The 24081-nt window shown below is 69.0% G+C and carries 14 protein-coding genes and 1 pseudogene; 9 read left to right on the top strand and 6 right to left on the bottom strand.

All coding sequences use genetic code 11. The annotated features are described in order from the left end of the window. Positions 1-184 precede the first annotated feature (184 nt). Both DAT35_RS61110 and DAT35_RS31455 read left to right on the top strand, forming a co-directional pair. Positions 185-651: pseudogene (locus DAT35_RS61110) on the top strand (DUF6310 domain-containing protein). A 1-nt stretch (position 652) separates the two neighbouring features. Next, positions 653-1405: a DUF5953 family protein gene (locus DAT35_RS31455; RefSeq protein WP_108071891.1), complete on the top strand. Its 753-nt coding sequence runs from the start codon at positions 653-655 to the stop codon at positions 1403-1405. Between the two features lie 203 nt (positions 1406-1608). Here the strand turns inward: DAT35_RS31455 and DAT35_RS31460 are convergent, their stop codons facing one another. Further along, a complete protein-coding gene (locus DAT35_RS31460; protein WP_108071893.1) occupies positions 1609-2661 on the bottom strand; it encodes a hypothetical protein in 1053 nt (350 codons plus the stop codon). Positions 2662-2870: 209 nt separating this feature from the next. Between DAT35_RS31460 and DAT35_RS31465 the strand changes: the two genes are divergently transcribed. Beyond that, positions 2871-3590 (top strand): dienelactone hydrolase family protein, encoded by a 720-nt coding sequence (locus DAT35_RS31465; RefSeq protein ID WP_108072174.1) that lies wholly within the window; start codon positions 2871-2873, stop codon positions 3588-3590. Between the two features lie 59 nt (positions 3591-3649). On the opposite strand, the gene DAT35_RS31470 is transcribed toward DAT35_RS31465, so the two are convergent. Further along, entirely contained in the window at positions 3650-4105 is a 456-nt protein-coding gene (locus DAT35_RS31470; protein WP_158501969.1) for a DUF2071 domain-containing protein, read from the bottom strand. A 207-nt stretch (positions 4106-4312) separates the two neighbouring features. On the opposite strand from DAT35_RS31470, the gene DAT35_RS31475 reads away from it, so the two are divergent. Both DAT35_RS31475 and DAT35_RS31480 read left to right on the top strand, forming a co-directional pair. After that, positions 4313-4849 (top strand): restriction endonuclease, encoded by a 537-nt coding sequence (locus tag DAT35_RS31475; RefSeq protein ID WP_108071898.1) that lies wholly within the window; start codon positions 4313-4315, stop codon positions 4847-4849. Further along, positions 4846-5391 (top strand): hypothetical protein, encoded by a 546-nt coding sequence (locus DAT35_RS31480; RefSeq protein ID WP_108071900.1) that lies wholly within the window; start codon positions 4846-4848, stop codon positions 5389-5391. The genes DAT35_RS31475 and DAT35_RS31480 overlap by 4 nt, the downstream gene beginning before the upstream one ends. A gap of 12 nt (positions 5392-5403) precedes the next feature. On the opposite strand, the gene DAT35_RS31485 is transcribed toward DAT35_RS31480, so the two are convergent. Next, positions 5404-6204 (bottom strand): M50 family metallopeptidase, encoded by an 801-nt coding sequence (locus tag DAT35_RS31485; RefSeq protein ID WP_108071902.1) that lies wholly within the window; start codon positions 6202-6204, stop codon positions 5404-5406. Positions 6205-6291: 87 nt separating this feature from the next. Here DAT35_RS31485 and DAT35_RS31490 point away from each other — a divergent pair, with 87 nt between their 5' ends. Both DAT35_RS31490 and DAT35_RS60100 read left to right on the top strand, forming a co-directional pair. Continuing rightward, entirely contained in the window at positions 6292-8502 is a 2211-nt protein-coding gene (locus DAT35_RS31490; protein WP_108071904.1) for a methyltransferase domain-containing protein, read from the top strand. Positions 8503-9026: 524 nt separating this feature from the next. Then, positions 9027-9359, top strand: a complete 333-nt coding sequence (locus tag DAT35_RS60100) for a hypothetical protein (protein ID WP_199243054.1) — start codon at positions 9027-9029, stop codon at positions 9357-9359. Between the two features lie 964 nt (positions 9360-10323). On the opposite strand, the gene DAT35_RS31500 is transcribed toward DAT35_RS60100, so the two are convergent. Next, complete coding sequence (locus DAT35_RS31500; RefSeq protein ID WP_108071906.1) at positions 10324-12651, bottom strand: ATP-binding protein; 2328 nt, start codon at positions 12649-12651, stop codon at positions 10324-10326. A gap of 338 nt (positions 12652-12989) precedes the next feature. Here DAT35_RS31500 and DAT35_RS31505 point away from each other — a divergent pair, with 338 nt between their 5' ends. Both DAT35_RS31505 and DAT35_RS31510 read left to right on the top strand, forming a co-directional pair. Beyond that, positions 12990-14876: an OmpA family protein gene (locus DAT35_RS31505; RefSeq protein ID WP_108071908.1), complete on the top strand. Its 1887-nt coding sequence runs from the start codon at positions 12990-12992 to the stop codon at positions 14874-14876. 19 nt (positions 14877-14895) lie between these two features. After that, complete coding sequence (locus DAT35_RS31510) at positions 14896-21069, top strand: Ig-like domain-containing protein (protein ID WP_108071910.1); 6174 nt, start codon at positions 14896-14898, stop codon at positions 21067-21069. Between the two features lie 77 nt (positions 21070-21146). Here DAT35_RS31510 and DAT35_RS31515 read toward each other — a convergent pair whose 3' ends face one another. Further along, positions 21147-22712: an ATP-binding protein gene (locus DAT35_RS31515; RefSeq protein ID WP_233261836.1), complete on the bottom strand. Its 1566-nt coding sequence runs from the start codon at positions 22710-22712 to the stop codon at positions 21147-21149. Between the two features lie 167 nt (positions 22713-22879). Beyond that, positions 22880-23893 carry an endonuclease/exonuclease/phosphatase family protein gene (locus DAT35_RS31520; protein ID WP_108071912.1) on the bottom strand — a complete coding sequence of 338 codons (1014 nt, stop codon included), beginning with the start codon at positions 23891-23893 and terminating at the stop codon, positions 22880-22882. Positions 23894-24081: the final 188 nt, after the last annotated feature.

A 24081-nucleotide genomic window follows, 5' to 3' on the forward strand; every position in this document is an offset into this window, starting at 1 on the left:
GGCTGGACGCGCCGGGTCGTTGGCTGAAGCGCTCCCCCGAGTGGGCGCGTTGCTCGCGGTCCTCGTCCTGCTCTATCCCTCCAGCACCGCCGGGCCGGAGATCGACCGTCGCCCGGAGTGGGTGGTCGCTCAATGGGAGTACGAGGCCCGTCTGCGGGAGGTGTCGGAGGCCTCGCGGCGGCTCATGGTGGAACTAGAGGCCCAGCCTCGTGCGGCGAAAACACCGGCCCGGGAGCCGTCACCGCGAAATCAGCCCGCGACCGCCCTCACCCAGGAAGAAGACGACCCGAGATGCAAGCCCATCCCCTTGCCGCGCCACCTTGGCGGGCATGACCCGCACAACGAATGCGCCGACAAGATGCCGGGCAACACCTTCCCTGGGGGGATGTGTACGTGAATGGGAAGAGCTTCGACGCGCTGCAACTGGCTACGCGCACGCTCTGGGAGGTCAAGACAGATGACTTTGAAAAGCAACCACTTCGGTCACAGGATTTCTTTGTAAAGGTCAAATTGCCGGAGATGAAGCGCGAAAAAGAACTGGCAGAAGAGTGTGGATATAACTTTGTCGTTGGAGTCCGCAGTCAGGCACACAAACAAGCGTTGCTCCGAGCAGATCGCAACCTCAAGGTCGTTATCATGGATTGGTGTTGAAATGTCGGCCATCCAAGACTACTTCAACCTCATCGTCTACGCGCCTGCGCTCGTGGGCCACGATGGGCGCCCTCTCGCGGTCGTTCACGGTATGGAGCGCGCACTTCCCGGCTTGCGGTTGGGGTGGACGACTTCTGAAAAAGAAGACCTCATTGCATTGCCTGATCGCGATGAGTGGGTCGCGGCAGACAGTACAAACGGCGGGTTTCCGTTCCTCTGCAACGATGAAGACCACCACGTCGTGACACTTACCGGGTGGGAAGGCCCGGCAGGCCCCTGCGACGAGCCGCAGTTTGAAGTCCATGCAAGGCTGCCAGTGAATGCCACGGTAGTCGCGGCAGCGATGGGTGTATTGGAGGCGGTGGCGGAAGGCGCACACGCCCGGTGGGGGCATATGACGCCCTTCCGTGCAGCGGGGGACATCGCCGAGCAGACGGCGCCCACGTTGGCCGGGCCACCTTCTCCACCCCGGGGGCTGCCCGCTCTCAAACTCTTCCAGCACATCCGCGCGCCGGAGATTCCCTATTACCTCGGGTGGCTGAACTACTGGTCTGCCGCTGCCGCACGGGCCATCGGGTTCCCGGACCCGGCCCGCGATGCTGAGCTGCTTTCGCGCTCACGGCGTACCGCGACGGGCGGGTGGGTTGTCAGGCTCACCGAGGCGCCGCTCGACCTGGACAACCCTGCCCACCTGGACGCGCTTAAACGGGCCTACGAGCGCTTCCCGGAGATCGGCGGGCGCTCCACCCTTTGAGGCTCGGCACTGCGCGCAATGGGCTTGACCCGGTTACGTGGCTCTCCCGCACTTTGTGTGATCGACGTGCTCACATGCGGAACAGGGGACAAAGGAAAAGCCCAGCAACCCCTTGAGATTGCTGGGCCTTCCTGGTTGTCCCCGACGGGATTCGAACCCGTGGGGGAGGGGAGTCCGCACTCGGCGCGCGTGGAGTATCGCGGTTACTTCGGCACGGTGGTGCAGCACCCCGACTTCGCGCAGCGCACGTACCCCTGCGAGATACAAGCGGAGTCCTCGGTGCAGGCGGGCCCCTGGCCCGGGTTGCCGCACTGGCCGCCAGAGCCGCTGGAGCCGGAGCCTCCCGCGCCACACTGGCCCACCGCCTGGAGCGTCACGTTCGGGCAACGGTTGTCGACGAAACAGCCATTGTCATAGGTGGAGCTTGTCACGTTGCTCGGGCAGGTCGTCCGGGTGCCGGGCTGGCCCGAGGCCGCGTGCGTCAGGCAGATGCTCACCTGGGAGAGGTTGCAGCTCGAGTCGCAGCTGAGCATGACGGACTCGGGGGCGCCGAAGGCGGCCCGCAGGTCCGTGGCCGCCACCGTGCCGCCAATGTTCTTCGTCAGCAGCTCCGGCGTGCCCTGGTCACCCGGCAGCGCCAGGAGCGAGGAGAGGGCCGAGGAGAAGTAGGTGCCGGAGTCCAGGCCGGTGCAGCTGCCGTGCTTGGGCCACTCGTGGTCCGCGAGGAAGTCATTGTCGGACACGTAGCCGGGGCCATACGTCTTCATGTCCGCCGGAATGGTGGAGGGATCGGGGTCGCACCCGGGAGTCGGGTGCTTCTGGCAGGAGCTGTAGGGGGCGCAGTACTGGGGCCAGCCGGCCCCGGCCTGCTGGGCCTGCGCGTCCGTGTAGTTGGGCCAGAGGCCGTGAATCGTCAGGTGGGTGGCTCCGAAACTTCCCTGCAGGCCCTGGCACTCCTCCTTGCTGGAGTGGGTGCAGCAGAAGTTGGGAGACCAGGAGAGCGCCAGCACATAGAGCCCGAACGTGGCCGCCGTTCCGGGGCCTCCGTTGGGGCTGGCCGAGGTGGACTCCGCGCCAGGAGTGACACCCGCGGCCAGGGGACGCAGGTTGAACTCCTGGGCGACCTTCTCGGGGTTCGCGCGGACTGCCTGGGTGGCCTGCTGTGTCGACCGCGAGGACTCGGGCGCGGCGGGAGTCGTACGGACACAGCCCGCCCACAGACTGGCGAGGACGAGACTCGAAAGGATGCGGCACATGTGAAGCCTCCTGGGGTAGATGAGCCGCGCCTACTCCACCACACGCATGCCGTCCCCGTGTGTCGCGGCTGTCTGGAGGCGTGTTCTCCACGACGATGTCCGGGGGCTTGATGTCCTGGGCGAGGTACTTCAGCTTCCTTTCATTGAAGATTCTTCAAGTGGCCCGAGTGACGAGCAGGGCACCATTGCAAGAGCAAGGGAGCAAGACGATGAGCACACGCGGCGAGTGGGTTGAGCTGGGCGGTGGATTGCGGGGCTATTACGCGCGGCCCGAGGGGGCGGGACCGTTTCCGTCGGTCGTGATCTACATCGAGGCATATGGCCTCAACGCGCATTTCAAGCGGCTGACCGAGCGCTTCGCCGACGCGGGCTTCGCCGCGGTTACGCCCGACATCTACGGCGGGGCCATCTACGAGTACGCCGATCTGCACAACGCCATCGGCCACATGAAGCGGATGAACGACGACACCGTCCTGGCGCAGACGGAGAGGACGCTCGACTTTCTGGCGGGCCGGGCGGAAGCCAATGGCAGCGCGGTCGCGGTGATCGGGTTCTGCATGGGTGGGCGTTATGCATTCCTTGCGAACGCCGCGCTGCCGTCGCGTTTCAAAGCGGCGGCTGCGTTCTACGGTGGCGGCATCGGCCCGGTTGAGGACTTCTTCGGCCGCAAGACCCTGCTCGATCGCGTTGGGGACATGCAGGCGCCGATACAACTGTGGTACGGCGCGGAGGACCAATTCATCCGACCGGAAGAGCATGGCCGCATCGCCGAGGCGATGAGCAGGGCTGGCAGGCAATACACCATGACGGTGTTCCCCAGGGTCACCCATGGCTTCTTCTGCGAGGACCGGGCGAGCTACGACAAGGACGCCGCGCAGCGGTCGTGGCGTGCCACCACGGCGTTCTTCCACGAATACCTGGGGGCCTGACGGCGCCGTCAGCGCGGGTGGGCCCCTCCAGCGAGGTGTCCACCCTGCTCCCTCCCGGGTCAGGGGTCTTTCGTCCGCCAATCCCAGGAGGGATTGCCTTCCAACTTCGCCAGGAAGCGATCCGACCGGATCACAACGCCATCGTCATTGTCGATCCAGTACTTCGCCAAGTGTCCCGCGAAAACGCGCAGCAGGCTGGGGAGCAGTGCACGCAGAGCGGCGTGGTTGAAGCCGAAACGGAAGTCCCTATCCCGGAAGGGGACGGCGGAGACGAACGCCACCCGGCGGCCGTCCGCGAGCACGAAGGTGTCGGGCTCGAAGCCTGGCGGCAGGTGCCATGCGAGCGCCTCGGGTGTCACGGCGTAGGTGACGATGGCGAAGTCGAGCAGGAGCGTCGTCACGTCCCACGGGCCGCTGACGGGGCGCGGGACGAAGAGGGCCGGGGTGGCAGTGCTCGACTCGGGGTCTGTGGCTGTGCGGTCATCGGGATGACGCCGGATGCTACTCCGTGCCATGCGGACCTCTCTCGACGGGGACAGCTCCCGTGGGCGGGTGACGGGACAGGTAGACCCATCGACTTGACGTGATAGGTTCTCACGATGGATACTCATGACCGGGTGCGTGGGGTCGTGAGCAATGAATGGCGGGAGGCGAATTCAATGCATGTCAGAGGGGCTGGTTAGCCTCAGGGAAGATGGGGGGCGTTGTCGGGGAGGTGGGGCGTGGAAGCGGGGGAGGAGAAGTACGTCGGATGGATCCGGTCGATGGGCTGGTCGGGGCTGTGCGACCTGTGGGCGCGGGTGCGGATGGGGCAGGAGCTTGGGGAATGGCCGCCAGGGAGGGCCTTCGAGTTCCTCATCCTGCGAGCGTTTCAGCTCGAGGGGGCGCAGGTCATCTGGCCTTACAGGGGTGAGTGGGAGCAGGTGGACGGGGCTGTGTACGTCGATGGGCTCTCGTGTCTCGTCGAGTGCAAGCACTGGCAGGAGCCCCTGGACTTCAGCCCGATCGCGAAATTCAAGGCCCGCGTCGATCGACGACCCGCGGCCACTATCGGTCTGTTGTTCAGCGTGAATGGTTTCACCTTGCCCGCATTGCGCGAGGCCCAAGTGCAGCCCGTGCGCAACGTCCTGCTGTGGGCGAAGCCGGATGTGAGCCTCGCCCTGCGGCGAGGCATGCGTGCCGCGCTCAGGGTCAAGTGGCGGAAGGCCGTGGAGGAAGCCGCGATGGATTACGAGCTCAAAGGAGAGGACTTCCGATGATTCCGGTCCTGATCGTGCGAGGCAAGGCGATGGTCCTGGTGTTCCGCAAGCTGCTCGAGCCGGAGTTCGGACGCGAGTTGCGTGTGCTCGAATCGGATCATGCCGGCGATGGCGTCTCCCTGGCGCGGTCCATCCTCCTCAACCGCAAGTCCATCGTGGCCCTGGTCGCCGATGCGAAGCCGGAGGAGGTCCGGGAGACGCATCGCTCCATCGTGTATCTGTTGATCAGTGTGGCCTGCGCCGACTTGTGGAAGATCACCCTGATGGTGCCGCAGATGGAGGTGCTGCTCTTCCTGGATCGGGGCGTGCTGCGCCAGGTGCTCGGGCGGGAGCCGACGGAGGAGGAGCTGACTCGCGGCCGGACGGAGCCCCGGCGCGTACTGGAAGAGCAACTCGGTCTTCAGAAGTGGGAGCTCGACGAGGAGCTGTGCCGGCGTCTGGAGACGGTGGACGTGAGTTCCCTGGCCGAGCACCCCGCCGTTCAACAGGTGCGTCAGTTCTTCCGGGACCACCGCGAGGGACGGTCCTCGTTGAGTCTCTGAGTCGTTCCAGGTCTACCGGTAGGAGAGGCTGCCCACGGGGCTTCGGGAGGTCACCAGCCGCCGGCGCCGGACGATGGAGCTCAGGCCCAGCCACATGGCTCCGAGCGACACCGCCATCCACACCGCCGCCCAGAAGGGCGCGGGCAGGTACGTGAGCTGTGCCATCGCGTGCGCGTCGGAGACGCCCACCTCCAGGCCGTAGCCGAACAGGCCCTTGATGTCCTGCAGTGCCAGGAGGCATGACAGCGCGGCAATCCAGACGACGAGCCCTCGCCGCAGCCACACCGGACCCTTCCATGCCACCAGTCCCAGGAAGGCCCCCATGCCGGCGATGAAGCCGAGTGTGAAGAGCCCGTCCGACTGGGACGAGCCCGTGGCGAGCGCATGGGCGGCACCCGGGTCCCGTGCGAGCAGGGGTACCCAGAGCACGGCCACGCCCACCATCCAGACCACCAGCCCCCACAGCAGCGCACGTCCGCTGCGCATACGGCCGGCCGCCACCAGCAGCAGGGCGCCCGCCACCGAGGAGCCCACGTAGCCTCCCGAGGCGATGAGCAGCTCCTTCCAGAGCGAGCCGGTGAGGGTGTGGTAGGTGAGCCCGCCCGTGGCCGGGCTGATGGTGACGCTGCTCACGTGCGAGCCCAGGGCCCAGGCCGTGAGGGCATGTCCGCTCTCGTGCATGAGCGTCACGAGCAGCCGGAAAGGGTACAGCCACACCGTCTGCCACAGGAAGAGGCTGGCCGCCGCGGCCAGCACCAGGCACACCAGCAGGGCCCGGGTGGACATCGGCGGAGGCTCGGGGACGGGGCGCATGTCACCTGGACGCTAGCACGGGTGTTTTCGTTCCGCCGGGACCCCGGCTCGGTGGCTCGCCGGACTGACTGGTAGAGTGGCGCGCCCATGGGGAATCCCTCGAGCACCGCCCAGAGCTATGCCGCCCAGCACCGCGGCGACGCGGACCACTACGCCACCTACTTCGCGGGGATGGATGCCTCCATGCAGCAGAAGGTGGCCCTCACCACCGCTCACTTCCCCACGCGCGGCCGTCTGGCCGACATGGGCAGCGGCTCGGGCCGTGGCACCTATGACCTGGCCTGTCTCTATGGCGGCCTGGAGTTGGTGGGCGTGGACATCAATCCCGTGTCTGTGGACATGGCCGCCTCCTCCTACCAGCGCCCCAACCTGCGCTTCGTGGTGGGTGACATCGCCGACCCTGTCTTCCCTCCGGAGTCGCTGGATGGGGTGCTCGACTCGTCGGTGCTCCACCACGTCACCAGCTTCAATGACTTCTCGCTCGCGCGCCTGGAGACGTGTCTGGACAACCAGGTGCGCGCGCTGCGCACCGGCGGCGTCATCATCATCCGCGACTTCGTCATCCCGGACGGGCCCGAGGAGGTGTTCCTCGACCTGTCCGAGACGGATGGGGCCTCCGATGGTCCGGTTTCGGGTCTCTCCACCGCCGCGCTCTTCGAGCGCTTCGCCCGCGACTTCCGCTGCAGCGTCAACCGGAATGGTCCGGTGCCGTATACGCGGCTCGCCTCGCCCCACGCGGGGCACGTCCGCTACCGGCTCGCCCTGCGCGCCGCCAACGAGTTCGTCCTCCGCAAGGACTACCGCACTGACTGGGACGTGGAGCTGCTCGAGGAGTACACCTACTTCTCCCAGGCCCAGTTCGAGGCCTCCTTCCGGCGCCGCGGGCTGCGCATCCTCAGCTCGATGCCCATCCGCAACCCGTGGATCCTCGCCAACCGCTACGAGGGCCGCTTCCACCTGAGCGACACCGCGGGCCAGCCGCTGCCGTTCCCGCCCACCAACTACCTCATCGTCGGGGAGAAGGTTCCCCCGGGCGCGGGTGTCGAGCTGCGCGAGGAGCACAGCGCGCCGCTCCCCGCGCCCCACTTCCTGTCCCTCAGCGCCTGGCGCCACGAGGACGGCCGCGTCTTCGAGCTGGTGGAGCGTCCGGGGCGCACGTTGGACGTGCTGCCCTGGTTCCGTCAGGACCGCCAGGTGTTCGTGCTGGCCAAGAAGGGGTTCCCCCGGCCCATCGTCAACGCGTGCGCCAATCACCCCAACCTCGGGGGCGCGGCGCTGTCCGGCTACATCACCGAGCCCCTCGCCGCCATCACCCATGCCGGAGAGGCGCCGGACAAGGCCATCGCGCGCATCCTGCACGAGCGGGCCGGGCTCTCCGTCGACAGCATCCGCGCCCTGGGCGAGTCGGTGCGCTACTTCACCTCGCCCGGCGGGGTGAGCGAGCGCGTGTCCGCGTACCTCGTGGAGGTGGCTCCGACGACCGGGCTGCCCGCGCCTGATTACGGGCCGTTCACCAGCTCCGGCTCGGTGCGTGAGCTGGATGCACGTCAGGTGATTCGTGCCTGCCACGTGGGCGGCATGGTGGACGCGCGGTTGGAGATCAACCTCCACCGCCTGCTGCGCCACCTGGGCACCTCGCCCGGGCCGTGGATCGGCGCTCCCATCCAGCTCACCGAGCAGTCCGGTGGGCCGCCGTGGGCCCAGGACGCGCTCGTTCCCGGGCACCGCGTGTCGTTCTCTCTGCACGAGGAGGGGACCACCGGCTATCTGGACCTGCGCACCGGCACCTTCTCCGAACGGGACTCGGCGGGGCACGTCCTGGCGAGCGTGCCGCGCGAGTACCTCGTGCCCCGCGAGGCCAGCCGCAACACCGCCGTGGCGCTCCCGGTGGTGCGGACGCGGGAGGGCTTCCGGGTGGGCATCGAGCACCGGGAGCTACCGGTGGTGCAGCACTTCACGGGAAGCGCCAGCATCGCGGTGTCGCCGGCCTGGCGGCTGCCCCGGACGCTCACCCACCTGAGCCAGGTGCCCGCCTTCATCGCCGAGCGCCTGCGCGAGGAGTTCTCCGTCTCGGTGCGGAAGGCCTGGGAGCTCGGCGGCTCGTATCACGCGACCCCGGGTGTCACCCCCGAGCTGGTGTGGCCGTTCGCCGTGGAGGTCGAGGCCGGCTCGGCCGAGGATCCCCGGCTGCACTGGGTTCCGCTCGAGGTGCTCCTCGGCGAGCTGGACGGGGTGCTGGACGCACACCTGCTGGTGGTGGCCTGGCGGCTGGCACACGCGCTGGGTGTGCTGGGGTGATGCGCTCCGGGCATGATTTTCTCTGGCGCCACGAAGAGTGTCAGGGCCTTGCGCGACCTCAAGTCGCTGATAACCCGGGAAAGAACACCTCCATGAAGTGTGTGCTTCTCGTCTCGTTGCTCGTTGTGGTGGGTTGCGCCGCGTCGCCCCACGCCCCCGCACAGGACGCCGACGCCGCCAGGGGTCCCTGGGCGGAGGTGCCCGCCGTCGAAATGCCCACGGGGGACACCTCCATCCCCATTGCGTTGCTCCGGGACGTGGCGGACGCGCTCCTCAAGCTCCCTGGCGCCAAGGTGTGTGATTCGTTGAACCAACGGCCCACCGTGGGTCTGTCCACGGAGTACTGCTCGACAGTCTATGTCGCGGGAAACCGTCACTCCCTCTCATGGCGGGTGACCGAGCCCGTCGGGGGAAACCATGAGAGTTGCGAGCCGTTCTATGTGGTGGAGGATGCCGACTACCCTGCTTCACAAGTTTGGGTCGTGGGGTACGTCCACAACCATCCTTGTGGGGCGCCTCCCTCCTTGAAGGACCTCAGGAACTGGCCCACGGATGCATTCAACCCTTTTGTTGCCATGGCGGAATTCCGGCTGATCGCGGGCCACCTGACGGCTTCTGGCGAGCCGGATCCAGCAGTTCACGAGAACACGGCCATTGAAATGGCCTCGGCCGTGGTGGCGGAGCTTCAGGACGGCACGCGCGTCTTCCTGCGCTACTTTCCCACGGGCGAAGTCCAGCAGTGGAGCAACGTGAATGCTGGCTGGGTCACCCTCGGCAGGTGTTCGCCACGACGAGCCAGCCGCTCTCTGATACCCCAATGCAGTCCTGATGAACCTCTTCAGTTGCTGCGCGAGTAGAATGCATTCAGGGTGGGTCTTCCCGCCTCGTCCCACTGCCGGGCCCGCCCGGCGTGAATGTGCCGGGCCTTCCCGGTGCGGAGACATGCAGTGGACAATACAGACCAGCTCCAGCACGCCCTCGGACGTGGCCTCTCGGCCCTTCTCCGGACGGCATCCTCCACCCTCGTTTCCACCGAGACTCCTGCTCTCATGGCAGGTGCCAGTGGGTTTTCTTCCGAGCCCACCCAGGGAGCTCCTCTCCGGCTGCACCGCTGTTTCATGTGGGGGGTTGTGGTGCTCGCGGCGGTGCATTGGGGATGTGTCTTCCCCGCCGCAGCCAAGAAGCAAGTTGTCGAATGGCCGGACCCGGACTCGACCCCGCTCGTTGGCGCGCCCATGGAAGCGGGGGCTGTGCTTGCCGCGGCGGCTGCCGTCCGTGAGATGGTGAAAGAGAATAAAAGCCCACGACTCTTCCGAGGATGTTCCAGTCCCGAGCAGGGACTGGACGTCGCCATCTTCAAGGATCCAAAGACGGGCCTGTACTACGTGGTCTTGGATGAACGTTTTGATCGGTGCGGAGGGCCGGGGTACGTGCGTACGCTCGATGGATGGTATGAGTACGCGGTGACCGCTCAAGGCGAGGTGCTGGGCAAGGCGCCACGCATGGATTTGGCGGCGCCCCCCCCTCCCTCTCCGAAACCTGCTCCACCCACGCAAACCCCGCCACCTGCCGTTTCGCCTCCGGCAACGGAAGCCGGTACGCCCGTGCCGATGCCATCACCGGAGCCTGCTCCGCCGCCTTCGCAGCCGGAAGCCAGTACGCCCGCGCCGACGCCATCGCCAGTGCCCACTCCTCCTCCACCCGCGCCTGCGGCCGCGCCTTCTCCCGCATCGTCACCAGCCGCCTCCCCGGTGCCGGGGATTCCCGGGCCAGCTTCCGCCAATCCGGAAGGGCCATGAAGGCTCGCGACCTTTGAGTGGATTACCCCGAATGGGGGGAGGGCGCGTCGTGCTCCGGCTCCAGGCTCAGCGGCAGCCGCACCGTGGCCACCGCTCCACCTCCCTCGCGCGGGCGCAGCGAGATGCATCCCCCGTGTCGGCGGATGATCTCCCGCGACACGTACAGCCCCACGCCGATGCCCGAGATGTTCGTCAGCTCGCGCCGGTCTCCGCGCTCGAAACGCCCGAAGAGCTGCTCCTCGTCTTCCACGCGCAGGCCGATGCCCCGGTCCGCCACCACCAGCTCCGCCTCGCCGCCGGGAAGCACCCGCGTCCACACTTCGATGACGCCTCCCGTCGGGCTGTACTTGATGGCGTTGGACACCAGGTTGTGCACCACCTGCTCCATGCGCAGCTCGTCGAACTGGCCCACCAGCGGGCGTGCGGTGAGCTCCAGCGTGTGCAGGGGCGAGGCCCCCACCAGTCCCACCGCCACGCGCTGCACCACCTCGGTCAGGTCCATCCGCGTGCGTTGCAGGGGCAGCTGCTCCAGGCCGAGCTGCGACGCATCCAGGAGCTGATTCACCAGCCGCGTCACCCGGTCCACCTGCCGGCTCAGGTTGTCCAGCCGCTCCCCGTGCTCGCTCCCCATCTTGCGCCTCAAGAGCTGCACCTGCGCCTTGAGCGCCGTGAGGGGCGTCTTCAGCTCGTGCGAGGCGATGGACAGGAACGCGTCCTTCTCCCGGCTGGTGCGCTCGATGGCTTCCATCTGCCGGGAGAGCTGCCAGGCCATCCGATCGAATGTCTCCGCCAGCTGGTTCAGCTCGCGCGGCGCGTCCCTGCCCGCCTCGGAGGCGCGCGCCGTACGGTCCCCCGCGGCCAGCCGTGCCGCCGCGTGCGACACGCCCTGCACCGGGGCGAGGATGGTGCGCGAGAGGGCGAGCGCCAGCAGCACCGCCGCCACCGTGGCCAGCCCCATCGTGCCCAGCAGGCTGAAATAGGCCTGATCCACGTCGTGCTGCAGCCGGGTGCCCGGTTGTTCCACCACCACCCGCCAGCCCAGCGCCGGCACCTCCACCATGCCGAAGTGATGAAGGGCTCGCAGGCGCAGCAGCGTCACCGCGCTCCGAGCGACCTCGTAGCTCCCGGTGCCACCGGTGCCCACTGTCTCCAGCGATTGCGCCAGCGGCGTGCCGAGGATGTTGTGCACTCGCGGCTCCCCCTGCTCGGCCGAGTCGAAGACCACGCCGCCCCGCGCATCGGTGATCAGGATGCGCTGCTGGCTGTCGCCCACCTGTGCCCGGGCGTGCCGGTGGAGCCGTGGCAGATCCATCGTGGCCAGCACGTAGCCCGCGTATTGCTCTCCGTGGCGGATGGGGGCCAGCGTCACCGCCAGCGGCCCCTGGGCTCCGCCGCGCCCCAGGAAGCTGTCGCGCACCAGGGGCTCACGGGCCTGCTGGACTTCCCGCACATAGGGCTGGTCGGAGAAGTCGGTGCCCGCCCGCGGGTGGTCCGTTGCGTCGCGGCGGGGGGAGACGGCGAGCGCGACCCCCTCCGGACTGCCCACGTAGGCGTCGAGCACCTCCGGCGAGTAGGTGACGAGCGCATCCAGCTCGCCCTCGAGGACGTGGCGGCCTGGCAGGTGTCCCTCCGGCGAGAGGCTCGCCGAGAGCGTGCGGGCCAGCTGCGAGACGCCACTCCGGGCGTGCATGAGGCTGCTCTCGATTTCACCCGCGACCCCCTGGGCGGCGTGCAGGTTCTCCTCGTCCACCTGCCGCACCTCGGAAGCGTAGCGCTGGCGGCCCTCGGCCCCGCCCACCACCAGCAGCGGGATGACGGCCCCCAGCGTGAGCGCCGAGCCGAACGCTCGGCCGATGGACACGTCCGCCAGGGGCAGGGGCAGCAGCGGGCGCAGGCGCCCACGGACCTGGGGAATGAGCAGCACCACCTGCAGGATGAGCGCCGACAGCAGCCCATTCACCGCCTGCTTTGGCCCCACCACCAGCACGACGGGCAGGGGCATGTGTTGCAGCAACCCGTAGGTGAGCAGGAAGTACAGCGGGCTGAGCGCCCAATAGCACGCGTCCGCCGCCACCGGAGTGAGGCGCCGGCGCAGTGCCCCCACGAAGACTGCCTCGAGGACCATGTTGAGCCAGCCCCACGGGTGGCCCCACATCCAGATCGTCCTCACGCCGGACACGGCTCCCGCAAGTCCCCCCGCCACCGGCCCGAAGAGCACTGCCGCGGTGAGCACCAGCAGCGGCCCAAACAGCAGATGCACCCCGGGCAGTACCTCCAGGGCCGCCAGGTTCAGCACCCACCCGATCAGCCCGAGGCCCAGGCCATACCCGATGCGCCTCAGGACGCTCATCCGTGTCCAGGGTGCGCACCTGCTGCCGTCCCGGCAACGCTTCTTTGCCCGAGGGGTACACTGGCGATAGAAGAGGCGGGTTGACTGACCGACAGGGCTGGCGAGCACGCTGGACGTCTCCAGCGAGGGTGGAAGCCAACCCGAGGTACCTCGAAGGACGGGCGAGCGTGCGCCACATCCTGAACGAAGCCTGGACAGCCCGCGGCAGGTGGGGTCTGTATGCGCGCGGCGTCCCGGCGCCGGACGGGGAGGCATGCTCCTCCCTCGCTGCACCCGGGCTGCGCCGCGGGGCGGTCCAGCTGGAGACGGACCCGCAGGGGCCCCGATACGGAGAACTCATGAGCCATATGAAGCCGTCCCTTCACCGGGGGACGATGCGTGGTGCGCGCCCCTCGACGCGTTGGTCGGGAGCCGTGCGCCTGTCCGCTGCTGTCTCCCTCCTGCTCGCCTCGAGCGCGCTCGCTCAGCCCACGGGCCTGCCCGGCTTCGAGCTGGAGCGCCTGGAGCTCAACCCCAACGGCCGGGGCTCGCTGCTGATGGGGACGGGCGAGCTGCTTCCCAAGGGCGGCTTCCGCGTCTCGCTCGCGGGGCAGTACGAGAATGATCCCCTGGTGATGTACCGGGATGGCAACCGGTTGGGCTCGGTGGTGAGCGACCGGGTGACGGCGCACCTGCTGGCGGCCTGGGCGCCGATGCACTGGCTGGAGCTGGGAGTGCAGCTGCCGCTGGTGGCCTGGCAGCGGGGGGATGACCTCTCCGCGCAGGGCGTCGGGGCACCGGCTGGGACGGGTCTGTCCACGCCCTCGGCGCACGTGCGGCTGGGGCTGCTCGCGCAGCGGCGGGAGGCTCCGGTGGACCTGGCGCTCGAGCTGGGCGTGGGGTTGCCGGTGGGCAGCGTGGACACGCTGTCGCGGGACGGCCTCGTGCGCATCACCCCCAAGGTGATGATGGGCCGGAGCTTCGGCTGGATGCGTGCCGGTGTGGAGGTGGGCGCGCTGGTGCGGCCCGCGGTCGTCCTCGGCGACCAGGGCCAGGTGCAGGACGAGCTGGGCAACGAGCTGCGCCTGGGCGCGGTGCTGGCCACCCAGGGTGACGGGCTGCGCGGCGAGCTCAACGTGCGGGGCACCGTGCCGTTCACGCGCGAGCCGAAGTCCCTGGAGGTGCTGGCCGGTCTCCGGCTGCCCGTGGGCGAGTCGGTCGAGGCCTACGCGCTGGGCGGCCCCGGTTTCGGTGACGCCCCGGGTACGCCCTCGTTCCGCGTGCTGCTCGGCGTGGCCGTGGGCGGTGGGGATCGGTCGGCGGCCGTGCGGCGCGACGACGACGGCGATGGCGTGGAGAACGCCGACGACGCCTGCCCCACCGCGGCGGGCCCGGCCGAGCGCCAGGGCTGCCCGGTGAAGGACGCGGACCAGGACGGCACCGAGGACTCCGTGGACAAGTGCCCCACGGAGCCGGGTCTGGCCTCGCGCCAGGGTTGCCCGGTGAGGGACTCGGACAAGGACGGCATCGAGGACGAGCGGGACCGGTGCCCCACGGAGGCGGGTCCGGCCGAGCGCTGGGGCTGCCCGGTGAAGGACTCGGACCAGGACGGGGTCGAGGACGAGCGGGACCGGTGTCCCACGGAGGCGGGGCCGGCCTCGCGCTGGGGCTGCCCGGTGAGGGACTCGGACAAGGACGGGGTCGAGGACGAGCGGGACGCGTGCCCCACGGAGGCGGGCCTGACGGAGCTGCGCGGCTGCCCGGCGAGGGACTCGGACGGTGACGGCGTGGCGGACCACCTGGACAACTGCCCCGCGGAGAAGGGCGAGGCCAGCAACGCGGGCTGCCCGGCGGCGCAGAAGCAGCTCGTGGCCATCCAGACGGGCAAGCTGGAGATCAAGGAGTCGGTGTTCTTCGCCACCGGCAAGGCCATCATCCAGCCGCGCTCCTTCAAGATGCTGGACCAGGTGGCGAAGGTGCTCGGCCAGCACCTCGAGGTCGACAAGGTCATCATCGAGGGCCACACCGACGACCGCGGCAACGCGGACGCCAACCGCAAGCTGTCGCAGGCGCGGGCCGAGGCGGTGAAGGGCCATCTCGTGAAGAAGGGCGTGGAGGCGTCGCGCCTGGACGCGAAGGGCTACGGTCCGGACCGGCCCATCGCTCCCAACAAGACGGAAAAGGGCCGCGCGGCCAACCGCCGCGTGGAGTTCATCATCGTCACCGCCGAGCGCGAGCAGAAGTAGCCGGAAGGAATCGATGCATATGAAGAACGGACTCTTCAAGAAGTGGCTCGCGGCGGCGCTGTGCGTGCTGGCCCTCGGCTCGACGGCGGCGCTCGCCGAGCCGGACTCGTTCGGGGTGGGCACCGGACGCGATCTGGCTCTCTCGGTGACGACCGCCGGCAACGTCATCAACAGCTACGCCCCGGTGACGGGACCGCTGGCCCCGGGGGATATGTCCATTCCAGTGGGGACGTGCGTGGGGGCGGCCTCCTGCTTCTCGGCGGGGGACCTGGTGATGGTGCTCCAGACGACCGGCATCGTCCCGGTGCCTGGTTCCGGAGGGACCACCGCCGTCGACATCTCCAATGACCCGGTGGGCCGCTGGGAGTTCGCGCGGTTGGCCTCGGGGACGACTGGGACGACGCTGATGCTGACCGCACCGCTCGTCTACGCCTACGCGGCCAACGTGACTCAGGTCATCCGGGTTCCCGAGTACACGACCGTCACCCTCACCGGGCCCGGGAGGATCACCCCGTTTCCCTGGAACGGAAGCGTGGGCGGAGTCATCGCGTTCCTGGCCACGGGCACGGTGAGCAACGCCGGGCAGATCAACGCCAGCGGCCTCGGGTTCCGCGGGGGCGCGTATGTGGATGACGATTCCGGTGCGTTGGGTTGCACGGGTCTGGATGACTCCGCCCCGTCGGGTGCCCAGAAGGGCGAGGGCATCGCGAACGTGCGTTACGGCGCCACGCACACCGGGCGCGGCAACGTGATCAACGGTGCGGGCGGCGGCGTCTGCTACAAGTCGGGAGGTGGAGGTGGCGGTAACTATGGGGCCGGTGGTGTGGGTGGGCGCTCGGATGGCGCCAGCGATGGGGCCCGGCTCGTCGGTGGGTTGGGGGGCACGGCGCTCGTCTATTCGCTGCTGAACCACCTCACGCTGGGTGGTGGCGGTGGAGCGGGTCATGGCTCCGACGGCACGGGCGTGGCGGGCGGGCGGGGCGGTGGCGCGATCTTCATCCGGGCCAACCAACTCACGGGCGCTGGCTCCATCCAGGCTTCGGGTGGCTTGGGAGGTGTCTCGAACTCGGATGGAGGCAGTGGCGGTGGCGCGGGTGGTTCCATCTATCTGCGCTTCGTCAGCACGGCCGCGTGTGGCTCGGTCTCCGTTAATGGAGGCATTGGTGGCAACGTGAACTCCACCCAGGTGGGCCCCGGTGGTGGTGGTGGCGGCGGACGGGTGTTGTTCCAGGCCGCGACGGGAGGCACCTGCAACCTCAACCTCATCGGCGCCGCACCCGGCACCCAGCTGGATACCACGGCGCCCGACAGCAATACCTACGGAGCCAGGCAGGGCAGCAACGGCGTTCCCGTCACGCTGTCGGGTGGCTTCGTCGTGCCGCCCGTGCCTTCGGTGGTCACGCCTGCCAACGGCAGTATCACCAACAACCCCAGGCCCCCCATCACCGGTACGGCGAGGCCGAGCACCACGGTGATCATCTACATCGATGGGGTCGAGATCGGCCGGACCATCTCCGATGCTGCCGGTAACTACAGCTACACGCCGATCACGAACCTCTCCGAGGGGAGTCATCAGGTCCAGGCGGCCACCGAGGTCGATTCGGTACTGAGCCCCAAGAGCACGGCCAACACCTTCACCGTGGATATCACGCCGCCCCCGGCGCCGGTGGTGAGCACGCCCGCGAACGGGGCCGTGATCAATGTGTCCAAACCGGCCATCACGGGCACGGCGGAGCCCAACAGCACCGTCACGGTCATCATCGACGGTACGGCGGTGGGCACGGTGACAGCGACTGCGGCGGGCAACTGGAGCTACACGCCGGCCACGGCGCTGCCGGACGGTCCGCACAATGTGAAGGCAACGGCGAAGGACGCGGCGGGCAACACCAGCCCCGATTCCAACACGAACACCTTCACGGTGGACACGGTGGCGCCCACGGCCCCCACGGTGACGGCTCCGACCGAGGGCGCGTACCTCAAGACGAACACGCCGGTCATCACGGGCAAGGCCGAGGCCAACAGCACCGTCACGGTCATCCTCGACGGTACGGTGGTAGGCACGGTGGTGGCGGATGCGGCGGGCAACTGGAGCTACACACCGGCCACGGCGCTGACGGACGGTCCGCACAATGTGAAGGCGACGGCGAAGGACGCGGCGGGCAACACCAGCCCCGAGTCCGCCGTGCGCAACTTCACCGTGGACACGGTGGTTCCCGTGGCGCCCGTGGTGGTCTCGCCCTCCACGGGCTCGGTGCTGAAGAACCCCAAGCCGGCCATCACGGGTACGGCCGAGGCCAACAGCACCGTCACGGTCATCCTCGATGGCGTTCCCGTTGCGGTCGTTCCGGCCGACGGTTCGGGCAACTGGAGCTACACGCCGGCCTCGAACCTGCTGGACGGTCCCCACGAGGTGAAGGCGACGGCAACGGACGCCGCGGGCAATACCAGCGTCGAGTCCAACACGAACACCTTCATCGTGGACACGGTGGTGCCCACGGCCCCTGTCGTGACGGCTCCGGCCGAGGGGGCTCATCTCAATGTACCCCGGCCGGCCATCACCGGCACGGCGGAGGCGGGCAGCACCGTCACGGTCATCATCGACGGCACGGTGGTGGGGACGGTGACGGCGAATGGCTCGGGTAACTGGAGCTACACGCCGACGACGGACCTGGCGGACGGCGCGCATCAGGTGAAGGCGACGGCGACGGACGCGGCGGGCAACACCAGCCCCGAGTCCGCTGTGCGCAACTTCATCGTGGACACGCTGCCGCCCCCGGCCCCGATTGTGACCACGCCCGCCAACGGCGCCCACGTCAAGACGCCCAGGCCGGTCATCCGTGGCACGGCGGAGGCCAACAGCACGGTCACCGTCTACATCGATGGCACGGCGGTGGGGACGGTGACGGCGGATGGCTCGGGCAACTGGAACTACACGCCGACGACGGACCTGTCCGACGGCTCGCATCAGGCGAAGGCGACGGCGAAGGACGCCGCGGGCAACACCAGCGTCGATTCCAATACGAACACCTTCATCGTGGACACGGCCGCGCCCGTGGCCCCTGTTGTGACGGCTCCGGCCGAGGGGGCTCATCTCAACGTGCCCCGGCCGGTCATCACCGGCACGGCGGAGGCGGGCAGCACCGTCACGGTCATCATCGACGGAGTGGCAGTAGGCACGGTGGCGGCGGATGGCTCGGGTAACTGGAGCTACACGCCGACGACGGACCTGGCGGACGGTGCGCATCAGGTGAAGGCGACGGCGACGGACGCGGCGGGCAACACCAGCCCCGAGTCCGCCGTGCGCAACTTCATCGTGGACACGCTGCCGCCCCCGGCCCCGATTGTGACCGCGCCCGCCAACGGCGCCCACGTCAAGACGCCCAGACCGGTCATCACTGGAACGGCGGAGGCCAACAGCACGGTCACCGTCTACATCGATGGCACGGCGGTGGGGACGGTGACGGCGGATGGCTCGGGCAACTGGAGCTACACGCCGACGACGGACCTGTCCGACGGCGCGCATCAGGCGAAGGCGAAGGCGACGGATGCTGCGGGTAACACCAGCGTCGATTCCAACACGAACACCTTCACGGTGGACACGGTGGCTCCCATCGCCCCTGTCGTGACAGCTCCGGCCGAGGGCGCTCACGTGAAGACGGCCACCCCGGTCATCACCGGCACGGCGGAAGCGGGCAGCACCGTCACGGTCATCATCGACGGAGTGGCGGTGGGCACGGTGGCGGCGGATGGCTCGGGCAACTGGAGCTACACGCCGACGACTGCGCTGACGGACGGCCCGCACAACGTGAAGGCGACGGCGACGGACGCAGCGGGCAACACCAGCCCCGAGTCTGCTGTGCGCAACTTCATCGTGGACACGGCGGCCCCCATTGCCCCTGTCGTGACGGCTCCGGCCGAGGGGGCTCATGTGAAGACGCCTACCCCGGTCATCAGTGGCACGGCGGAGGCCAACAGCACCGTCACGGTCATCATCGACGGAGTGGCGGTGGGCACGGTGGCGGCGGATGGCTCGGGCAACTGGAGCTACACGCCGACGACGGCCCTGGCGGACGGTGCGCACCAGGTGAAGGCGACGGCGACGGACGCCGCGGGCAACACCAGTGCCGAGTCCGCTGTGCGCAACTTCATCGTGGACACGGCGGCTCCCATCGCCCCTGTCGTGACCACGCCCGCCAACGGCGCCCACGTCAAGACGCCCAGACCGGTCATCAGTGGCACGGCGGAGGCCAACAGCACGGTCACCGTCTACATCGATGGCACGGCGGTGGGGACGGTGACGGCGGATGGCTCGGGCAACTGGAGCTACACGCCGACGACGGACCTGTCCGACGGCGCGCATCAGGGGAAGGCGACAGCGACGGACGCCGCGGGCAACACCAGCGTCGATTCCAACACGAACACCTTCACGGTGGACACGGCCGCGCCCGTGGCTCCCCTCGTGACGGCTCCGGCCGAGGGTGCTCACGTGAAGACGCCCACCCCCGTCATCAGTGGCACGGCGGAGGCCAACAGCATCGTCACGGTCATCATCGATGGCACGGTGGTGGGCACGGCGACGGCGGATGGCTCGGGCAACTGGAGCTACACGCCGGCCGCGGCGCTGACGGACGGCCCGCACCAGGTGAAGGCGAAGGCGACGGACGCAGCGGGCAACACCAGCCCCGAGTCCGCTGTGCGCAACTTCATCGTGGACACGGCGGCCCCCATTGCCCCTGTCGTGACGGCTCCGGCCGAGGGGGCTCATGTGAAGACGCCTACCCCGGTCATCAGTGGCACGGCGGAGGCCAACAGCACCGTCACGGTCATCATCGATGGCACGGCGGTGGGGACGGTGACGGCGGACAGCTCGGGCAACTGGAGCTACACGCCGACGACGGCCCTGGCGGACGGTGCGCACCAGGTGAAGGCGACGGCGACGGACGCGGCAGGCAACACCAGTGCCGAGTCCAACGTGCGCAACTTCATCGTGGACACGGTTGCTCCGGTGGCGCCGGTGGTGAGCGCGCCCACGGAGGGCACTACGGTCAAGACCCCCACGCCCGTCATCTCGGGCACGGCGGAGGCGGGCAGCACCGTCACGGTCATCATCGACGGAGTGGCAGTAGGCACGGTGACGGCGGACGGCTCGGGCAACTGGAGCTACACGCCGACGACGGGCCTGGGAGATGGTCCGCACACGGTGAAGGCGACGGCGACGGACGCGGCGGGCAACACCAGCCCCGAGTCCGCCGCGCGCAACTTCAGCGTGGACACGGGCGCGCCCGACACCTCCTTCGCCGCGACTCCGCCGAGCCTCAGCAACTCGTCGAGCGCGACGTTCGACTTCAGCTCGAACGAGACGGGCGTGACGTACGAGTGCAGGCTGGATGGAGCCACCACCTTCACCGCGTGCACGGACCCGCAGACGTTCACGGGCCTGGCGGATGGGTCGCACACGCTCAACGTGCGTGCGCGTGACGCCGCGGGCAACGTGGACGCCACCCCGGCCTCCTACTCCTGGACGGTGGACACCCTCGCGCCCGCGGCGCCCGTGGTGACGAGCCCGGCTGCCACGGTGGACACCCTCACGCCGGTCATCAGCGGCACCGCCGAGCCCCACAGCACCGTCACCGTCATCATCGACGGAGTGCCGGTGGGCACGGTGAAGGCGGACGGCTCGGGCAACTGGAGCTACACGCCGACCACTCCGCTGGCAGCGGGTCCTCACTCGGTGACGGTCACCGCCACCGACGCGGCCGGTAACACCAGCGAGGCCTCGGGCCGCTCGTTCACCATCCTCCAGGACACCGTTGCTCCCGACACCACCATCACCTCCGGTCCGTCGGACACCACCTCGGAGCGCAGCGCGACGTTCGCGTTCAGCTCGAACGAGCCGGGCGTGACGTACGAGTGCAGCCTGGATGGCGCGGCCTTCACCGCGTGCGTGTCGCCGGTGACCTTCACCGACCTGTCCGAGGGCGAGCACACCTTCCAGGTGCGCGCTCGCGACGCCGCGGGCAACGTGGATGCCACCCCCGCCACCCGGACCTGGACCGTGGCCACGGGGAATACGGGCGGGGACATCGCCTTCCTGGGCGATGGCTTCGGCTGCTCGGCCACGGGCGGTGACTCGTCGCTGGTGCTGATGGGCCTGGGCACGTTCCTCGCGCTGGCCCGCCGCCGCCGCCGGTAACCAGGCCCCCCTTGTCGTGAGACCCGGGCCGGGCTCCCTTCCCTCACGGGAGGCGGGGCCCGGCCCTTTCTCTTGCCTCAGTGCACCTGCTGGGACGAGCCGGTGGTGGGGTGCGGCTCGGAAGGAGTGGTGCTGACGGAGGACAGCAGCGGGAGGGCCACATAGAAGGTGGCGCCCCGGCCCACCTCACTCTCCACCCAGATGCGGCCGCCGTGGCGCTCCACGATGTCGCGGCTGATGTACAGGCCCAGCCCCAGCCCGCCGTACGACGTGACGGCGACATTCCGGGCGCGGAAGTAGCGCTCGAAGAGCTGCTCCTGCTGGTCGTGCGGGATGCCAATGCCCTCGTCCGCCACGGCGAGCAGCGCGAAGTCACCGCGCACGTCCAGCGTCACGCGCACGGTGCTGTCTCCGGGGCTGTACTTGAGGGCGTTCTCCAGCAGGTTGGCGATGACCTGCTCCAGCCGGTAGGCGTCTCCGTTGATGCACACGGGCTCGGCCGGGTGCGAGTAGTCGATGCGGTGCTGGCCGCGCTCGGAGTCCATGCTCGTCAGCGAGCGCTCCACGAGCGTGTCCAGCTGGGTGGGCTCGAAGTGCAGCGCGAGCCGGCCGGCCTCGATGCGCGAGGCATCCAGCAGATCGTTGATGAGCGACGTCAGCCGTACCAGGTGCTGGCGCGCGTGGCGCAGCAGCGTGGGGTCCACCGGCTCCTGGCGCTCCATCCGGCGCTCCAGGCTGGCCAGCCGCAGCGACAGCGGGGTGAGGGGCGTCTTCAGCTCATGCGAGGCGATGGTGAGGAAGTCGTCGCGCACGCGGATGGCCTCCTGGGCCTCGCGGAAAAGGCGGGAGCGCTCGGACTCGGCGCTGCGCTGCTCGGTGACGTCCTCGACGATGCCCACGCCGCCCTCCAGGACGCCGTTCTCGTCGAAGCAGGGCGCGAAGTGGACGCGCACCGGAGTCACCTTGCCCGAGATGACGGCACGGTAGTCCCCCTCGTAGTACGCGTGGCGCCCTTCGAGCACATCGCGCACGCAGGACTTGAGGGCCTCGTCCTGGAGGGAGAGCAGCTTCAACCCGATGAGGACCCGTTTGGGCGAGCCCATGAGGCGCGAGAAGTAGTCGTTGCACGCCATGAGGGTGGGCGTGGTGTCGAAGTGGAAGAGGCCCAGCGGGGCGTTCTCGAAGACGAGCTGGTAGGCGCGCTCCCCGGCGCTGCCCGCATGGGCCAGGCGCGTGTGCACCGCGGGGGACAGTTGCTCCAGGGGCTCGTGGGTGTAGTCGGGGAACTCTTGCGAGCGCCGCAGCACCACGGTGATGCGCTCCCCACTCTTTCCGACGGAGGCCCCCGCCGTCACTTCCACCTCCAGCTCCGGTCCTCCCCGGCGCAGCAGGGACGCCCGGATGGGTCGCCCGCTCAGGGCGCGCCGCCGGCCCAACAGGTAGCGCAGGAAGGACTGAGCATCGAAGGTGTGCAGGCGCCGGGGGACGAGCACGGTGAAGGGCTGGCCCACCAGTTCCTCCTGCGTCCAGCCGAGCAGGCGTTCGGCGGCGGGATTCAGGTAGAGGACGCGCTCGTCGGTGTCGCAGGCCACGAGTGGGTCCGCCATGGCATCCATCACCTCCCTGAAGTCATCGCCAGCCATGCCTCCCCCTCCATGGAGGGTCACCTCCTCGCGCCTACAGGTTGGGTACGGAACGGTCGCTCTGTGAGCCCTTCCACACCGAGCGCTCGTGGGCCGGGTCCCGGCTCGCGGAGCGGGAGACGGGCCAGGGGCATCGGTTGCCTGCCAGCCTGACGAGGGGGAGCAGGTCAAACTCCCACGAGGGGGGAGGGCTCGCCGAGGGGGGGGGCAGGTGGCTCGGCGCGGACGGCGGGCGGCTCCAGCTGGAAGCGCGCGACGAGGGGCATGTGGTCCGAGAGCCCGTGGAAGCGGCTGCGCGTGTCCCCGAAGGGGCGGGTCTCGTCGGCGTCCAACCACCGCACCCCGCTTCCGGAGAAGATGTGGTCCAGGTGCATGCGCATGTGCATGAAGCCCGCGGTGGGGAAGCCTCGCGAGGCCTTTGGGTCTATCTGCCCCACCGCCGCCTGGGCGCTGGTGAAGTGGGCCTCGTCGCAGATGCAGTGGAAGACGGGGGAGGCCGGAGGGGAGTTGAAGTCCCCGCAGACGAGGAAGGGCTCTCCGGCGGACTTGTGCCGCACCATCTGCACGAGCGCGTGCGCCTCGTGGAGCTGGTTGATGCCGTTGCCCATCTTGCTCTTGGAGGCCCAGAAGGCGCGGGAGAAGGGCGTGGGCAGGCTCAGGTGGGTGTTGAAGACGTGGAGAGGGAGGCCGTCGTCCTTGCGCAGCAGGCGCATGTGCGCGCAGATGCGGCTCTGCTTGCGCTCGCGCAGCACCCGCACGTGGTGGTGGGTGATGTGGTGGGGCGCGTCCACGTTGTGGGTGTCCACCGTGAGCCGCTGGGTGTTGACGAGGATGGCCAGCCCGGTGGTGTAGAGCGGGAATTCACCCAGCGTGTAGCGGTGGGCGCGGAAGTAGAAAGCCTCGTAGGGCATGGGCCGGCGGAAGTTGGCGAACGTCTCCTCCATGCGCCCCATGAAGGCCTCCAGCTGCGTCTCGCCGCGGGGGGTGTGCCGGTCGGCGACGCTGCTGCGGAAGGACCGGGTCTCCACCTCCTGCAGGCAGACGATGTCCGGCAGCGGCTCCAGCCCGGCCAGGGCCGCGGCGACCCGTCGCTTGGGTCCTAGCGTGCTGGCGAGCCCGCGCAGGGCATGTCCGAAGTAGCGGACGTTGTAGCTGACGATGCGGAGGGGCGTATCGGCCATGCTCGCTCGTGCGCCGCGTGGAGGCGGAAAGGTAGGGGGAAATTATTGCCGGTCCTGTCCGACGGGGAGCGCCCTGGGCCTTGCGCAGCGCCCCGTGGCTCGGGTAGTGCGCCGCCACCGGGGTTGCCTGGCACCCCTGGATGCATGCAGACCGCCCGTTGGCCGGCAGCGGGCCTGAGAGGAACACC

This window comes from Vitiosangium sp. GDMCC 1.1324, assembly GCF_003044305.1.
Lineage (GTDB): Bacteria > Myxococcota > Myxococcia > Myxococcales > Myxococcaceae > Archangium.

Coding starts and splice junctions, on each gene's coding strand:
- DAT35_RS31455 (WP_108071891.1), top strand. CDS start 653: ATGTCGGCCATCCAAGACTACTTCAACCTCATCGTCTACGCGCCTGCG.
- DAT35_RS31460 (WP_108071893.1), bottom strand. CDS start 2,661: ATGTGCCGCATCCTTTCGAGTCTCGTCCTCGCCAGTCTGTGGGCGGGC.
- DAT35_RS31465 (WP_108072174.1), top strand. CDS start 2,871: ATGAGCACACGCGGCGAGTGGGTTGAGCTGGGCGGTGGATTGCGGGGC.
- DAT35_RS31470 (WP_158501969.1), bottom strand. CDS start 4,105: ATGGCACGGAGTAGCATCCGGCGTCATCCCGATGACCGCACAGCCACA.
- DAT35_RS31480 (WP_108071900.1), top strand. CDS start 4,846: ATGATTCCGGTCCTGATCGTGCGAGGCAAGGCGATGGTCCTGGTGTTC.
- DAT35_RS31485 (WP_108071902.1), bottom strand. CDS start 6,204: ATGCGCCCCGTCCCCGAGCCTCCGCCGATGTCCACCCGGGCCCTGCTG.
- DAT35_RS31490 (WP_108071904.1), top strand. CDS start 6,292: ATGGGGAATCCCTCGAGCACCGCCCAGAGCTATGCCGCCCAGCACCGC.
- DAT35_RS31500 (WP_108071906.1), bottom strand. CDS start 12,651: ATGAGCGTCCTGAGGCGCATCGGGTATGGCCTGGGCCTCGGGCTGATC.
- DAT35_RS31505 (WP_108071908.1), top strand. CDS start 12,990: ATGAGCCATATGAAGCCGTCCCTTCACCGGGGGACGATGCGTGGTGCG.
- DAT35_RS31510 (WP_108071910.1), top strand. CDS start 14,896: ATGAAGAACGGACTCTTCAAGAAGTGGCTCGCGGCGGCGCTGTGCGTG.
- DAT35_RS31515 (WP_233261836.1), bottom strand. CDS start 22,712: ATGGCTGGCGATGACTTCAGGGAGGTGATGGATGCCATGGCGGACCCA.
- DAT35_RS31520 (WP_108071912.1), bottom strand. CDS start 23,893: ATGGCCGATACGCCCCTCCGCATCGTCAGCTACAACGTCCGCTACTTC.